The sequence below is a fragment of the Terrisporobacter glycolicus ATCC 14880 = DSM 1288 genome, from assembly GCF_036812735.1.
GTDB lineage: Bacteria > Bacillota > Clostridia > Peptostreptococcales > Peptostreptococcaceae > Terrisporobacter > Terrisporobacter glycolicus.
On sequence record NZ_CP117523.1, the window covers coordinates 3,918,100 to 3,934,087 of the forward strand.

The following is a 15,988-nucleotide window of genomic DNA, read 5'->3' on the forward strand; positions in this document are numbered from 1 at the left end:
AATATATTAATACATATTTAGATTATTAACTAATAATTAATATTTATACAACATTTTTACATTTTTGGTATATTAATACATATCTTTTATTTCACTATCTTTAAAATAGTGAAACAATATATCATAATACTTATATCCTTTCTTTGCCATTCCTTCTGCGCCCCATTGACTCATTCCTACACCATGACCATAGCCTTTTACATTGAAGTTTATTTCATCATTATTATAATTTATAGTAAAGTTAGCGGAATTCAAATTCAATATTTTTCTCATATCAGTCCCACTTATTTTAACATTTCCTACTTCAACTGTTTTTACACATCCACCTTCCGTCCTGTTCACTATACTTACTTGTTTATCTAATTTGTCTAAAGATATGTTTATCTGCGGATATATATTTTTTATGTATTTAATAAACTTACTCTTTTTTATTGAGTAAGTAGTTGAGTATTTAGGTGATTGTTCTTCAAATGGGCTATTAACAGATACTAAATATGGATATTGGGTAGAGAAAACATCTTTGCTATTTTCAGTTTTACCTGAAGAAGTTGAAAAATATAAAGGTAAAATTGCCTTATCATCATAAGTCACAATTTGACCCTTAGTATCATCTACGGCTTTTTTTACTTTAACATAATCACCTTCTATCCAATCTTCGCCCTTCACCTTTTTTAAATCCTTATATGATGTGTAAGCTTGGCAGTGAGCAGAGTTTGTACAAACTGTTGCATTTTTGTGTCCAGATGTAATGTTATTTTCCATTTTATACATAACATAAGTTCTCGCAGCTATAGCTTGAGCTTTTAAAGCTTCTACATCAAATGTTGATGGCATTTCACTAGACAATACTCCATAGAGGTATTCTTCAATATCCATTTTCTCTATTTTATTTTCATTTACTTTGTAAACATTTATATTTGGTGATTTTTTATCTACTTTTTCATAAGTAATATCTTCAGCAATCTTTTTAGTAATTTTATCCTTTACAATTGGAGTTCCCGAGTCTCCATAAAAAACTAAACTTCCAATTACCGATACTATAACAAACGAAAGAGATAGTAATAAAATAAAAATAAAAGGTTTTTTCATATATCTTCCTCCTAAGATTTAAGCTTCTTAAATATATGAAAAAACCCTTTTTTTTATTACTAATTCTTATTCAACTATCTCTATATTACCACCTAATGCAGTTATTTTTTTATCAATATCCACATAGCCTCTTTGTATATGATAAATTTCTCCTATTTCAGTTTCACCTTCTGCTATAAGACCACAAAGTATCAATGCAGCTCCAGCTCTTAAATCAGTGGCATTTACTTTAGCTCCATTTAATTCTTCTACGCCTTCCACAACAGCCGTTCTACCTTCTATTTTAATGTTTGCTCCCATTCTATTGAATTCAGCAACATGCATAAACCTATTTTCAAATACTGTTTCTATAACTACTCCCGTTCCTTTTGCAACAGTAAGCATAGCCATAAATTGAGCTTGAACATCTGTTGGGAAACCTGGGTGTGGTAAAGTTTTTATATCTATAGATTTTAATTTGTCTGGACCTACTACTCTTATAGAATTATCCATTTCTATAATATGACAACCAGCTTCTCTTAATTTTGCTGTCACAGGTTTTAAGTGCTCAAGAATTATATTTTCAATAGTTATATCACCTTTTGTCATAGCTGCAGCTACCATAAAAGTAGCGGCTTCTATTCTATCAGGTATTACATCATGTTCTGTAGCTTTTAATTCTTTCACACCTTTTATTCTTATTGTATTTGTTCCTGCACCTCTAACATCTGCTCCCATTTCATTTAAGAAGTTAGCTAAATCAACTATTTCTGGTTCTTCTGCAGCATTTTCTATTATAGTAGTTCCTTCTGCTAATACTGCTGCCATCATTATATTTTCAGTAGCTCCTACCGATGGAAAATCTAAGTATAGCTTGCTACCAGATAATCTATCTGTTTTAGCTTCTACAAACCCATGATCCATAACTACATTTGCACCTAAAGCTTTAAATCCTTTTAAGTGTAAATCTATTGGTCTAGTACCTATAGCACATCCCCCTGGCATAGATATTCTAGTTTGATTAAATCTTGCTAGTAATGGTCCCATTACTAAGAAAGAAGCTCTCATTTTTCTAACTAATTCATATGGAGCATCATAAGTTGTTAAATTAGTTGCATCAACAGTTAATGTAGTTCCTTTATATTCAACTTCAGCACCTAAATGTCTTAATAAATCTGATATAACATGTACATCTTTTAAATTTGGTACTTCTCTAAGTACTGATTTTCCTTTTGCTAATAATGTTGCTGCTATTATTGGTAATACAGCATTTTTTGCACCATCTATTCTAACACTACCTTTAAGTGGATTACTCTTTTTTACTATTATTTTAGCCATTGTTTGTCTCTCCTCATTAAACTTAATAATCTAATTTTATTATGGGTGTAGCCATGTAGATTAAAGTCTTATCTTCATTCTCGCTATACCTAATTCCTATATTTAAATTGATCTTATTTTCTAAATAATCTAAATCGTTTTCTGTTAACAAATTACTATACGCTGTAACAGAAAACAAGTTATTTTCTCTTACTCTATCTATTTCCTTCGCATTCATATTATACAATATATTTTCTAAAATATCATTAGATTTATATAATTGTAATTTTTTTGTATATTCTCCAGCCATACAAATATAAATATCTACATCATTTGTATGTCTATGAAGTATATCATCTAAGTTTCGATAAATATCTCCTATATTTTTATATACCTTATTGCTTAATATGTCAATAATTATATAGTATTCTTTACTATTTTTTTTGATTGCTGTAAATGATACATTGTAAGAGTTATCTTTAATTTGAGCATAGATTTTAACTCCATTGTCATCTTCTTCTCTCAATTTAATTTTATCTGAATTTAAATTTAAACAATTTACAATATCTGTACACATATTTTCTATTTGTTTTTTGTTATTTATATCTGATACTACACAATTAATTTTTATATTGTAAAACTTAAAATTCGCTTCTGTTTGCTCAAATGCATTTATAAAATTATCAGTCCATGTATTATATTTTACACTTGCATAAGATGTAAATATTCCTATGATGAATAATAGTAAGAAAGTTGTAACAAATTTTATAACTTTCATAGTAAATCCCCCTTAATAGTTTGTTTGTGTTAACTTTTATTTAAATTATTGACATTATCAAAAAGGATATACGATTTAATATGATTAAAATTAATATTTCTAACATAACAAATAATTGTTTAAGAACAAAAAGGTTATATACTTTTAGTATATAACCTTCTATATTATTTATTGTCTAATTGTTTTCTATTATTCAACTGTAACTGACTTAGCTAAATTTCTAGGCTTATCTATGTCGCATCCTCTCATTTGAGCTACATGATAAGAAAGTAGTTGCATTGGTACAACAGCTGTTATACTCGCAAACATATCATCAATTTCTGGTATATATATTACTCTATCAGCTGATTTTTCTACTTCTTTATTGTGCTCTTTAGCTATTGCTATAACTTTAGCTCCCCTAGCTTTAACTTCTTGCATATTTGAAAGCATCTTTTCAAATAACTGCTCTTGAGTAGCTAAAACTAAAACAGGAGTTCCTTCTTCTATTAAAGCTATTGTTCCATGTTTTAATTCTCCAGCAGCGAAAGCTTCAGCATGCATATAAGATATTTCTTTTATTTTTAAAGAACCTTCCATAGCCAATGCATAATCAATTCCTCTACCTAAATAGAACATATCATTTTTATCTTTTATTTCACTTGCTATTTCTTTTAGTAACTCATCACATTGTAATACTTTTTCAACTTGTGATGGCATCTCTTTTAATTTGCCTATCATTTCAAAGTATTCTTCTTCACTTATAGTTCCTTTTGTCATAGCCAAGTTTAATGCTATCATATAAAATGCTGTTAATTGTGTTGTATAAGCTTTTGTAGATGCAACTGCTATCTCTGGACCTGCCCATGTGTAGAATATATCGTCAGACTCTCTAGCTATTGATGAACCAACAACATTAGTTATTGATAATACTCTAGCACCTTTTGATTTGGCATCTCTAAGTGCTGCTAAAGTATCAGCTGTTTCTCCTGATTGACTTACTATTATTATTAAAGTATTTTCATCTACAAATGGATCGCTATATCTAAATTCAGAAGCTATATCAGCTATTACTGGTATTTTAGCGAATTTTTCTATAGCATATTTTCCAACAAGTCCTGCATGATAAGCAGTACCACAAGCTACTATATAAACTTTGTTTATTTTATCTAAATCTTCTTTAGTTATTTTTATATCGTCTAGTTTTATTCTTCCATTTTCGTCTAATCTTCTAAGAAGAGTATCTTCTACACCTTTTGGTTGTTCGTAGATTTCTTTTGCCATGAAACTATCAAATCCACCTTTAGATGCTGCTTCCACATCCCAAGTTATTTCACTTACTTCTTTTTCTACTACTTCTTTATTTTCATTTAAAACAGTTACTTTATTTCCTTCTATGTGAACAAATTCACCATTTTCTAAGAAGTAAACATTTCTTGTATATTTTAATATTGCAGGTATATCAGATGCCACCATATTTTCATCTTCACCTAAACCTACAACTAATGGACTGTCTTTTCTTACTGCTACTAATTCATTTGCATTGTCAGCACATACTACGCCTAGTGCATATGCTCCTCTGAACCTTTCAGTTGCTTTATATACTGCTTCTAAAAGATTTCCTTCATAGTATTTACTTACCATGTGAGCTACTATTTCTGTATCTGTTTGAGATAAGAATTTAACTCCTTCAGATTCTAATTCAGCTTTTAATTCAAGGTAATTTTCTATTATACCATTGTGAACAACTGCTATAGTTTTATCCATATTGTAATGAGGATGTGAGTTTACATCTGATGGTTCTCCATGAGTAGCCCATCTTGTATGCCCTATTCCTAAATGTCCATCAATAGGATTTTTTTGTAGATCATCAGCAAGTATTGCTAACCTACCTTTGAACTTTCTTATTTCTAATTCGTCACCAGTATTTACGGCAACACCTGCAGAGTCATATCCTCTGTACTCTAATTTTGACAGACCTTCTATTAATACTTCTGTTGCCTGTCTTCTTCCTAAATATCCAACTATTCCACACATATTATGTGTCCTCCTAAAAATATTATTTTATATATTTTTAGAGTTAGGTCATGAAAAAGCTTACTTGAGTTTTCCTTTGTCCACAGAATCACTTCTATGATTTGAAAAAACCTTAACGATGGTAAACACACCGCAGAGCATCCGCCGAAAAATCGATTAACTCTGTCCTCGTCAACTTAACCCCCAATACTACTAATAAAAAATCATGTTATTGTTAAGTTCTGGCGCTTATAAAGTAAATACTAAGATTTTTTCTTAGTATTTACTTGTAGTTTACGATAATTTTTCTTTTATAAGATTAGCTAAGTTATTAGCTAACTCATTGATTTGACCTTCCTCTTTACCCTCTAGCATAACTCTGACTAATGGTTGTGTTCCAGATGGTCTAATTAATACCCTTCCACAACCTTCCATTAATTCTTCTATTCTTGCTATTTCATCTTTTATTTCTTCAACTTCCATGAATTTATTCTTCACTTCGTTTTTTACTTCTACATTTACTAATACTTGTGGGTAAACACTCATTATTGAAGCTAATTCTGATAAAGTTTTATTTTCTTCTTTTATTATCTTAGATAACATTAATGAACTTAAAACTCCATCTCCTGTAGTGTTATAATCAAGGAATATCATATGTCCTGATTGTTCTCCACCTAAGTTAAAGTTACCTTTTTTCATGGCTTCTATAACATATCTATCTCCTACATCTGTAGTTTCTAGATTTATACCATGTTCTCTTGCTGCAACATTTAATCCTATGTTAGTCATAACAGTTATTACTAATGTATCATTTGACAGTTGTTTTTTCTTCTTAAGATATACTGCACTTAATATCATTATATGGTCACCGTCTACAATGTTTCCATTTTCATCAACAGCAATTAATCTATCTGCATCTCCATCATATGCTAACCCTAAGTCTGCCTTATTTTCTACTACAGATTTTTGTAACATTCCTGGGTGTGTAGATCCACATTTATCATTTATATTCTTTCCATTTGGAGTTGTATTTATATCTATAACATTTGCTCCCAATTCTCTAAATACTATTGGTGCAACTTCATAAGAAGCTCCATTAGCGCAATCTAAAACTACTTTCATTCCAGCTAAGTCTACATTTATTATAGATTTTAAATAATCTGCATAGTCTCTTAAAGCATTATGCTCATGATTTATAACTCCTACATTTTCTCCAACGGGATTACAATTTACTTTTTCTATATCTTCAATATATTTTTCTATTTCTAATTCTATTTCATCATCTAGCTTATATCCATCTTTATTAAAGAATTTGATACCATTGTCTTCCATAGGGTTATGTGATGCTGATATAACAACACCACAGTCTGCATTATATTTTCTTGTCAAATATGCAACTGCTGGCGTTGGGATAACTCCTACAGGAATTATATCGCACCCAACTGACATTAATCCAGCGATTAACGCTGACTCTAACATGTCTCCTGACATTCTTGTATCTTTTCCTACTACAACTTTTACTCTATGGTCTCCTTGAGCTAAAACATATCCTCCAGCTCTACCTAATCTATATGCTAAATCACAAGTAAGCTCTGTATTAGCAACTCCTCTTACTCCATCTGTTCCAAAATATTTTCTCATCAAAAAGCTCCTTTCATAACGAGAATATCTATATCCATAAAATTATTTTTATCAGTTTATGTATTAAATATTAGTCTTTAATTATAACCATAGGATTATTTTAATACTTAAACGAAAAAAAGACAATAGAATTATTTCTATTGCCTTTTTTATATAATATAAAAATTTTATTTTTTAAATTATGCTTGTACAGTTGTTACTGCGTCCATACCTTTTTGTAAAGCTTCTCTATTCATTGGTATGAATTTAGATTTTCTTTCTCCGAAAACTTTTAAGAAAGCTTGAAGAACTGATTCTATATCAACTGATTCAGTAACTTTCAAACAAGCACCTAGCATTATCATATTAGCAACTTTAGGCATTCCTATTTCAGCCGCTAATTCATTAGCTGCTATATAAGTTACATGAACATCATCTCTTTCAACTTTTGCATCTATTAATGAACTATTAACTAATATATGTCCCCCTGGAACAACATCGTCAACAAACTTCATAGAAGGTTTGTTCATTATAACAGCACAAGTAGCATCATCTGTTATAACTGGTGATCCAACTTGCTTATCAGATACAGTTACTGCACAGTTCGCAGTACCTCCACGCATTTCTGGCCCATAAGATGGTAACCATGCAACTTCTTTACCTTCAAGCATTCCTGCATAAGTTAATAATTGTCCCATAGACATAACACCTTGACCACCAAATCCTGCACATATTACTCTTGATGTTGCCATATTATTTCGCCTCCTCAACTTCAACTTCTATATCTTTTTTGTTTCCTAATTCATAGTAAGACATCATATTGTCTCTTAACCATTGTAATGCATCATTTGGATTTAATCCCCAGTTAGTTGGACAAGTTGATAATACTTCAACTATACCAAACCCTAATCCTGCTTGTTGAACTTGGAAAGCTTTCTTTATAGCTTTTTTAGCTTTTCTTACGTTAGCTGGTGTATCTACAGAAACTCTCTCTACAAATACTGCACCAGTTAAAGTTGCTAACATTTCACTAACTCTTATTGGGAAACCATTAAGTTCTGCATTTCTACCAGCTTGAGCAGTTGTAGCTTTTTGTCCTAATAATGTAGTTGGAGCCATTTGACCACCAGTCATTCCATAAATTCCGTTGTTTACGAATATAGTAGTTATTTTTTCTCCTCTAGCTGCAGCATGAACTATTTCTGCCATACCTATTGAAGATAAGTCTCCATCACCTTGATATGTGAATACTACATTGTTTGGATGAGTTCTTTTTACTCCTGTAGCTACTGCTGGAGCTCTACCATGAGCAGCTTCATGAGTATCTACGTTAAAATATTTATATGCTAAAACTGAACATCCTACAGGAACTACACCTATAGCATCTCCTAGTACATTCATTTCTTCTAAAACTTCAGCTACTAATCTATGGATTATACCATGAGTACATCCTGGACAGTAGTGAGTAGTAACATCTTGTAATCCTTCTGTTCTCTTAAATACTACAGCCATTATTTAGCACCCCCTATTATTTCTTTAGCTTTATTAGCTATTTCAGCTGGAGATGGTATCATACCACCAGATCTTCCGTAGAAATCTACTGGTAATTTACATTCACAAGCTAGTTTAACATCGTCTATCATTTGTCCTAAACTCATCTCAACAACTAATAAGTTTTTAGCATTTGGTATTTCTGCAAATGCCTTATCAGGGAATGGCCATAAAGTTTTAGGTCTTATTAAACCTACTTTGTGTCCTTCTTCTCTCATTTGATCTACTGTTGTTTTAACTATTCTTGAAACAGTTCCATAAGCAACAAATACTAATTCTGCATCTTCTGTATGATACATTTCATATTGAACTTCATTTTCTTCTATTGTTTGATATTTCTTTTCTAATTTTAAGTTGTGTTGCTCTAACTCCTCTGATTGTAAGTATAAAGAGTTTATTACATTAGGTATTCTTTCACCTTTTGTTCCATTTGCAGCCCAAGTTTTTTCTGGTAATTCTCTAGTTCTTCTTTCTTTATCAAAATCAACTGGCTCCATCATTTGACCTATCATACCATCTGCAACAACCATAACTGGTGTTCTGTATATGTCAGCTACATCAAATGCTTCTATTATCATATCAACTGCTTCTTGAACAGATGCTGGAGCAAATACTGGTGTTCTGTAGTCACCATTTCCTCCACCTTTAGTTGACATATAATAGTCTGCTTGAGATGGTTGTATAGTTCCTAGTCCTGGACCACCTCTCATTATATTTAAAATTACGCATGGTACTTCTGCACCTGCACAATATGTTATTCCTTCTTGTTTTAATGCTACACCTGGTGAAGATGATGATGTCATAACTCTTGTACCAGTTCCTCCTGCACCATAAACCATGTTTATAGCAGCAACTTCAGATTCTGCTTGTACAAAAGCTCCTCCAACCTTAGGTAGTTCTCTTGATAAATATTCTGGTAATTCACTTTGTGGAGTTATTGGGTAACCAAAGAAGTAGTGGCAACCAGCTTCTATAGCTGCTTTACCAAATGCTTCGTTACCTTTCATAAGAATTTTAGCCATTATTAATCCCCCTTATTTTAAATAATTAATCTCTTTCTACTGTTATAACTACATCTGGACACATTAATGCACAACTTGCACAGCCTATGCATTTTTCTTCATCAACTATTTTAGCTGGGTTATAACCTTTTGCATTTATAACCTCTGTGTCAATTGCAAGTATTCCTTTTGGACATGCTTCTATACATAATCCACAACTCTTGCAGTGTTCTTCATTGAAAATCACTTTTCCTTTAGCCATTATTAAGCCTCCCTTAATTATTTCTTATATTGAGCTCAAAACTACATCCATTCTTCCCTTAGATAAAGTTTTACAGGCAATATATCTCCTTCTAAATCTTTTGGTAACTTATCTACAAGGCTTTCTAAACAACAAACATACTTAATTGGTATATTTTTAATTTTAGAAATTTCCCTTACAACTTCTTGGCCTTTTAATACATCTTCTACGGTTGTTTCTCTTAAAAGATGAGTATTATTTACAAGACCTGTTACCTTAAGTTTTGAAGAAGTTTCTATTGCATCTATAAATCCAAGAACCTCTTGTGCAGTTTGAGTTTTCTCCCTGTTAGCATTAACTACAAAGAACATATCGTAGTCTTCTGGTTTAAAGTGTTCAGCAAATCTACCAACAACTCTTCCACCTACATTGTCTCCACCTACATCTAGTACATAGTTAACTTTATCATCATGTAGTGGTCTCATTACTTCTGCTGAAACAGCTGGCACATCAAGTGTTGTTGTTTGAATGGAGCTGTCAATAGGTGTTATTCCCAACTGTCTCATTAAGTCTTTCTTTTCTCTTGTTCTAAAGTACACATTTACTACATCTAAATCAGCTAGTGCTACTTCTCCATCAACTAATTCCCTAAGCATAGTTACATAGTTCATAGAAACTTCACTTTTTCCACTTCCATAATGACCTATAAAAAGTCTAACTCTTTTGTCGTCTTTTATCATAAATTTCCACCTATTTTCAGTATATATTAATAAGCTGAAGCTTCTTTTTCATAATCTAATGCTTCTTCTTCGCCATTTAATACTCTAAGTCCACCTTGTGCAAGGGCAATCATTTCATCTTCTCCTGGATAAGCTTTTACAGGTGCGATAAATTTAACTCTATCTTCTATTTTTTCTCTTATTATTTGAGAATAAGCTATTCCTCCAGTTAAGATTATTGCATCTACTTCACCTTTAAGAACCGTCGCATATGCTCCTATTTCCTTGCATATTTGGTAAACCATAGCATCATATATTAAAGCAGCTTTTTCGTCACCTTTAGAAATCATATCTTCGACATCTCTCATGTCATTAGTTCCTAAGTAAGCAACTACTCCACCATTACCTTTTATTCTTTTTCCTATTTCAGCCTTGCTTAATTGATCTCCATAACATAATCTCATTAAGCCTCCAACTGGAAGACCTCCACTTCTTTCTGGTGAGAATGGACCTTCTCCATCAAGGCCATTTGTGTTATCAATTACCTTACCTTTTTTATGAGCACCAACTGTAACTCCTCCACCCATGTGAACTATTAATAAATTGCAGTCTTCATAGTTCTTGCTCATATCTTTAGCAGCTCTTCTTCCAATTGCTTTTTGATTTAAAGCATGGAAAATACTTATTCTTGGAATTTCTGGTACTCCAGATATTCTTGCTATATCTTCCATCTCATCAACAACAACTGGATCTACTATGAAAGATGGTATAGAAACTTCACCAGCCATTTCTTTTGCTATTATTCCACCTAAGTTAGAAGCATGCTCTCCTAGTACACCAACTTTTAAATCTTCTACCATTGCATCACTTACTTTATAAGTTCCACCTTGTATTGGCTTTAAAAGTCCTCCCCTACCTACTATTGCATCTAAATCTTCAACTTTTAAATTTGCTTCTTTCAAAGCATCTTCTATAACATTTTTACGGAATTCAAATTGATCTGCAACTTTTTCGTATTTACCTATTTCTTCTGAAGAATGTCTTAATGTTTTCTCATATAATAATTCTTCGTTTTCAAATACAGCAATCTTAGTCGACGTTGACCCTGGATTTATTGTTAAAATTTTATAATCTCCCACTATATTAACCTTCCTTTATTTTATATTATTTTTTTGTACTTGCTAAAACTCCTAAAGCTATTGAATTTAACTTAGTTTTATCGCTATCCGCTCTAGATGTTAATATGATAGGTGCTTTTGCTCCTACTATTATACCTGCATTTTCACATTTCGCAAAAAATGCTATAGATTTATACAATACATTTCCTGCTTCTATATCTGGAACTACTAGTACATCAGCTTTTCCTGCTATAGGATGATCCATTCCTTTATGTCTTGCAGCTTCTTCACTAATAGCGTTATCTAAAGCAAAAGGACCTCCAACCATGCATCCTTTTATTTCCCCGCGAAGATACATATCTTCTAGTTCTTTTGCCTCTACAGTATCCTTCATCTTTGGGTTAACCTTTTCCTTGGCACATATTAGTGCTACCTTTGGTTCTTCTATATCTAACGATCTTGCAACTGAACATGCATTTTCAATTATTTGCTTCTTAGCGTTTACATCTGGAGCTAGGTTCATAGCTGAATCTGTTACAAAGAATAGTCTATCATATCCGTCTATGTCGAACACTGCCACATGGCTTAATATATTTCCTGTTCTTAATCCAACTTCTTTATTAAGTACTGCTTTTAATATGATTGAAGTGTCTACTAATCCCTTCATCACCATATGAGCTTCTCCACTAGATACTAACTCTACGGCTTTTAAGCAAGCTTCTGACAAATCTTTAATGTCTATTAATTTATAATTTTCTAGGCTTATACCTAATTCATCTGCAATTTCTTTAGTGCTTTCAATATCACCAACTAAAATTGCATTTACTATATTTTCTTTTCTAGCATTTTCAACTGCTATTAATACCTCTTTGTCTTGACAACAAGCTACAGAAACAGTTTTTGGACCTCTTTCTTTAGCAAATTTAATAATATCGTCTATGTTCCTCATTTTCTCCTCCTAAATTTCAAATATTTAGTTGTTTTAAACTTGGTTTAATTGATGCTCTTTTGATTTAACTAATCTAAAGATTTGTTTCAACTGCTTTTACATTTTTTATGCAAACTTTAATTTTTAAGTTTTTACATTTTTTTATTTCTACATATATTCTAGCATAAATTATTTATGATTGTATAATATTAAAATGAAATTTTAAATAAATTTTTTAATTATTATTATTTTTGATGGTTTATATTTGAATTTAATGAGTAAATAAGCTACTTCTGGCAGATAATTATTTTTTTATACCTACTTTTTTTGACAAAAAATTTAAATTTTCAGAAAATTCCAACTTTGATTTTTTAATATTTTTTCCAATTATACTATATTTTATTAAACTTAATTCGATAAATTCTTAACAAATTAAAAAGTGTAACCTGCTAATTTGTATACAAAGTATCAACCAGGTTACACTTATTTTTATATAAATATTTTATTTTCCAACGGTACTCGGTATTATCCTTACGTTCTTAAAAGTTGTATCAGATTCATACTTAATTAAATACTCTTTCGTTTTATCATATTCATTTTCTAAATCTATATATAAACTTATATCTGATTTAGCCAGCTTTGTATTTTTATCATCCAACTGAACTTCAACATTTATACTATCAGGTATATTCAAATCTGATGCCTTTATTTTCTGAGTATTGTTTCTTAGCTCTATCTCAGAATTATTATATATTAATCTTTGAATTAGACTTTCATCATCCTTTTGTTTGACTATTGTAGTAGTTTCTTCAGTTGTTACACCTTCTGGAATAATTAAATCTATTTTTTTAGAAACACCTATATCAGTAGAATCTATTTTTTGAGTATTTATATAATTAATTTTATCTAATACCTCCTTTTTACCTTTTATCATTACTACTTCTGGTGTTAATTCATATGCTTTAGCATCTGCTTTCTCATCTTTTAGTTGAATATTTATAGGAACTTGTTTTTCCTCTAAAAAAGTTACTTCTGCATTGATAGTTTTTATATCTAAATTAACTCCTTTAACTTCTTTGCCATCTGTATTTACTGGTATTAATTTTACTCTTTTAGTTAATTTATTTTTATCCTTGCTATCTACTTGCACAGTTGCATTTATATAATCAACTTGATCTGTCAAAACTCTAGGACCAGATATATTGGCTACACTTTGTTGTAATATGACTGTATCTACATCATCTTTATATTCTCCAATTATTTCAGGATTAATATTTTTTTCCTGATGTACAAGCTTCTCTAATTTAACAACTATAAAGTCTGATTTAAATTCATATGACACTTGTTTTGTGGTATTAACTTTTAAATAAAGATAGTTTTTACCCTCAATTGGATTGTTTATAGAACCATATATATGTATATCCTCTTTACTTATTTTTTGCAAATCAGATAGTTTTCCTGTTATATAAATATCAGCTACTAAATCGGTTTCTGGATATACAACTAAATCATCATCTTTTAGTTCCTCTGCATTTGTTACAGTCACAGGTATATTTTCAAAAAGTTTTGTATCTTCAGGGTCTACTATAGCCATGACATACATCCACAATACCATCGCACTAAGTAGAGATATTAATTTTATTCTAGTATTTCTTTTTAAATTATTCTTCATTTAAATATCCCACCTTTAAAGAAACTTTTGTCTTCAGCTGTTGTTTTATTTAAATTTTTCTTTAATATATTAGCCATTCTTTCCTTTGCAATATCTCTATATAGTTTGCCTGATTTAGCTATAGAAACTTCTCCTGTTTCTTCAGAAACTATTAAAGTAATACAATCAGAAACTTCACTTATTCCCACACCAGCTCTATGTCTAGTACCCAAATCTTTTGTTAAATCTTTACTTTGACTTAAAGGTAGAAAACATGCTGCTGCTTTTACCTTATTACCTCTTATTACTACTGCACCATCATGCAGAGGTGTGTTTGGTATAAATATGTTTATTAATAATTGTCTTGAAACATCTCCATCTATTATAGTTCCAGTTCCTATTATATCTGATATTTTGGTTTCTCTTTCTAATATAATAAGCGCTCCTATTCTTTGTCTAGATAAAGAGTATAACGTTTCTACAATTTCATCTATTGTCTTATCTAACTTTTTACTTTCAGCATTTTCTCCACTTTTTCCAATTAAATTAAAGTTTGCTCTACCCAAATGCTCAAATCCTGCTCTAAGTTCAGGTTGGAATATTATACAGACTGCTAAAACTCCTACATTTAATGCATTCACTAATATCCAGTACAATGTATGTAATTTAAATACAGAACTAAGTTGAGTAGCAAGTAATAAAACTACTATACCCTTAAAAACTTGCTCTGCTCTTGTATCTTTTATAAACATAAAAATCTTATAGAATATATACGCTACAATTAATATATCTACAACATCATATATACTCATTCTTAATATTATATCAATAAAACCATTTAAAAAAGAATTTATATCGGACATATTTTATCCTCCTGCTCAATAGTTTCTTAACCTTTTACACTATGTATTATACTATAATAATACAACTATATACAAACTATCTTATTTAATTCAACATATTATTTATCATATTTATATTTTATTATAAGGTTAATTACATATATTTATTTCATTTTTTATAAAAAAAAAGTTTCACTAACGTGAAACTTTGATTGGTGAGCGCACAGGGATTCGAACCCCGGACACACGCCTTAGAAGGGCGTTGCTCTATCCAGCTGAGCTATGCACCCATGTTATTGGAGCGGGAAACGAGATTCGAACTCGCGACTTCAACCTTGGCAAGGTTGCGCTCTACCACTGAACTATTCCCGCATAAAAATTTGTGAAATGGTGGGACCAACAGGGCTCGAACCTGTGACCCCCTGCTTGTAAGGCAGGTGCTCTCCCAGCTGAGCTATGGTCCCGGGATAAATTAAAATGGAGCGGGTGAAGGGGATCGAACCCTCACAGCCGGCTTGGAAGGCCGGAACTCTACCATTGAGCTACACCCGCATGGTGACTCATAGGGGAATCGAACCCCTGTTACCGCCGTGAAAGGGCGGTGTCTTGACCGCTTGACCAATGAGCCATATATATTAAAATGGTTGCGGAGACAGGACTCGAACCTGTGACCTTCGGGTTATGAGCCCGACGAGCTGCCAACTGCTCCACTCCGCGATATTAATTTGGTGCCGAAGACCGGAATCGAACCGGTACGAAAGTATAAGTTTCGCAGGATTTTAAGTCCTGTGCGTCTGCCAGTTCCGCCACTTCGGCACTTTCTTGGCTCCAAGGGAGGGACTCGAACCCTCAGCCTATCGGTTAACAGCCGAGTGCTCCACCGTTGAGCTACCTTGGAACATTACGTGGCTACGTGCTACTCTCCCAGGAGGTCGCCCTCCAAGTACCATCGCCGCTCAAGAGCTTAACTTCTGTGTTCGGAATGGGAACAGGTGTATCCTCCTTGCTATAATAACCACATAAAATTCATTACACTCATATCGCCAACGATATTTCTTTGCTAACGCTTCAGAAAAATCCGTTGCTCAAAATGTTTTTAAGTATTAACTTTTGTTAGTACTTTCAAAACTGCTAACATTTAATGTTTTCATTAACTATT

General features: G+C 31.7%; 14 protein-coding genes, 8 tRNA genes and 1 rRNA gene. All 23 read right to left on the bottom strand.

Annotation, left to right across the window (positions count from 1 at the left end; all coding sequences use genetic code 11):
* Positions 1 to 72: 72 nt before the first annotated feature.
* Positions 73 to 1,089, bottom strand: a complete 1,017-nt coding sequence (spoIID, locus tag TEGL_RS18970) for a stage II sporulation protein D (protein WP_018589984.1) — start codon at positions 1,087 to 1,089, stop codon at positions 73 to 75.
* A 66-nt stretch (positions 1,090 to 1,155) separates the two neighbouring features.
* Entirely contained in the window at positions 1,156 to 2,406 is a 1,251-nt protein-coding gene (gene murA, locus TEGL_RS18975; protein WP_018589983.1) for a UDP-N-acetylglucosamine 1-carboxyvinyltransferase, read from the bottom strand.
* A gap of 22 nt (positions 2,407 to 2,428) precedes the next feature.
* A complete protein-coding gene (locus TEGL_RS18980) occupies positions 2,429 to 3,163 on the bottom strand; it encodes a YwmB family TATA-box binding protein (RefSeq protein ID WP_018589982.1) in 735 nt (244 codons plus the stop codon).
* Between the two features lie 189 nt (positions 3,164 to 3,352).
* A complete protein-coding gene (glmS, locus tag TEGL_RS18985) occupies positions 3,353 to 5,179 on the bottom strand; it encodes a glutamine--fructose-6-phosphate transaminase (isomerizing) (protein ID WP_338460376.1) in 1,827 nt (608 codons plus the stop codon).
* Between the two features lie 273 nt (positions 5,180 to 5,452).
* Positions 5,453 to 6,799 carry a phosphoglucosamine mutase gene (glmM, locus tag TEGL_RS18990; protein ID WP_018590931.1) on the bottom strand — a complete coding sequence of 449 codons (1,347 nt, stop codon included), beginning with the start codon at positions 6,797 to 6,799 and terminating at the stop codon, positions 5,453 to 5,455.
* Between the two features lie 179 nt (positions 6,800 to 6,978).
* On the bottom strand, positions 6,979 to 7,530 hold the full coding sequence (locus TEGL_RS18995) for a 2-oxoacid:acceptor oxidoreductase family protein (protein ID WP_018590930.1): 552 nt from the start codon (positions 7,528 to 7,530) through the stop codon (positions 6,979 to 6,981).
* Position 7,531: 1 nt separating this feature from the next.
* Positions 7,532 to 8,290, bottom strand: a complete 759-nt coding sequence (locus TEGL_RS19000; protein WP_018590929.1) for a thiamine pyrophosphate-dependent enzyme — start codon at positions 8,288 to 8,290, stop codon at positions 7,532 to 7,534.
* A complete protein-coding gene (locus tag TEGL_RS19005; protein WP_018590928.1) occupies positions 8,290 to 9,351 on the bottom strand; it encodes a 3-methyl-2-oxobutanoate dehydrogenase subunit VorB in 1,062 nt (353 codons plus the stop codon). The genes TEGL_RS19000 and TEGL_RS19005 overlap by 1 nt, the downstream gene beginning before the upstream one ends.
* Before the next feature lie 25 nt (positions 9,352 to 9,376).
* Positions 9,377 to 9,592 carry a 4Fe-4S binding protein gene (locus TEGL_RS19010; protein ID WP_018590927.1) on the bottom strand — a complete coding sequence of 72 codons (216 nt, stop codon included), beginning with the start codon at positions 9,590 to 9,592 and terminating at the stop codon, positions 9,377 to 9,379.
* A gap of 41 nt (positions 9,593 to 9,633) precedes the next feature.
* The gene (locus TEGL_RS19015; protein WP_018590926.1) at positions 9,634 to 10,311 is read right to left on the bottom strand and encodes a hypothetical protein; all 678 of its coding nucleotides are present in this window, start codon (positions 10,309 to 10,311) and stop codon (positions 9,634 to 9,636) included.
* A gap of 26 nt (positions 10,312 to 10,337) precedes the next feature.
* The gene (gene buk, locus TEGL_RS19020; protein ID WP_018590925.1) at positions 10,338 to 11,429 is read right to left on the bottom strand and encodes a butyrate kinase; all 1,092 of its coding nucleotides are present in this window, start codon (positions 11,427 to 11,429) and stop codon (positions 10,338 to 10,340) included.
* 25 nt (positions 11,430 to 11,454) lie between these two features.
* A complete protein-coding gene (locus tag TEGL_RS19025) occupies positions 11,455 to 12,357 on the bottom strand; it encodes a phosphate butyryltransferase (protein WP_018590924.1) in 903 nt (300 codons plus the stop codon).
* Between the two features lie 481 nt (positions 12,358 to 12,838).
* A complete protein-coding gene (locus TEGL_RS19030) occupies positions 12,839 to 14,008 on the bottom strand; it encodes a CdaR family protein (protein ID WP_018590923.1) in 1,170 nt (389 codons plus the stop codon).
* Positions 14,005 to 14,850 carry a diadenylate cyclase CdaA gene (gene cdaA, locus TEGL_RS19035; RefSeq protein ID WP_018590922.1) on the bottom strand — a complete coding sequence of 282 codons (846 nt, stop codon included), beginning with the start codon at positions 14,848 to 14,850 and terminating at the stop codon, positions 14,005 to 14,007. Before cdaA ends, TEGL_RS19030 begins: the two co-directional genes overlap by 4 nt.
* Positions 14,851 to 15,042: 192 nt before the next feature.
* Positions 15,043 to 15,119 (bottom strand) — tRNA-Arg (locus TEGL_RS19040).
* Between the two features lie 7 nt (positions 15,120 to 15,126).
* Positions 15,127 to 15,201, bottom strand: a tRNA-Gly gene (locus TEGL_RS19045).
* Positions 15,202 to 15,217: 16 nt separating this feature from the next.
* A tRNA-Val gene (locus tag TEGL_RS19050) sits at positions 15,218 to 15,293 on the bottom strand.
* Between the two features lie 14 nt (positions 15,294 to 15,307).
* Positions 15,308 to 15,381, bottom strand: a tRNA-Gly gene (locus TEGL_RS19055).
* Position 15,382: 1 nt separating this feature from the next.
* Positions 15,383 to 15,457: transfer RNA gene (locus tag TEGL_RS19060), tRNA-Glu, on the bottom strand.
* A 13-nt stretch (positions 15,458 to 15,470) separates the two neighbouring features.
* Positions 15,471 to 15,546: transfer RNA gene (locus TEGL_RS19065), tRNA-Met, on the bottom strand.
* 9 nt (positions 15,547 to 15,555) lie between these two features.
* Positions 15,556 to 15,645 (bottom strand) — tRNA-Leu (locus tag TEGL_RS19070).
* A gap of 7 nt (positions 15,646 to 15,652) precedes the next feature.
* Positions 15,653 to 15,727: transfer RNA gene (locus TEGL_RS19075), tRNA-Asn, on the bottom strand.
* Between the two features lie 5 nt (positions 15,728 to 15,732).
* Positions 15,733 to 15,849, bottom strand: a 5S ribosomal RNA gene (gene rrf, locus TEGL_RS19080).
* Between the last annotated feature and the right edge of the window lie 139 nt (positions 15,850 to 15,988).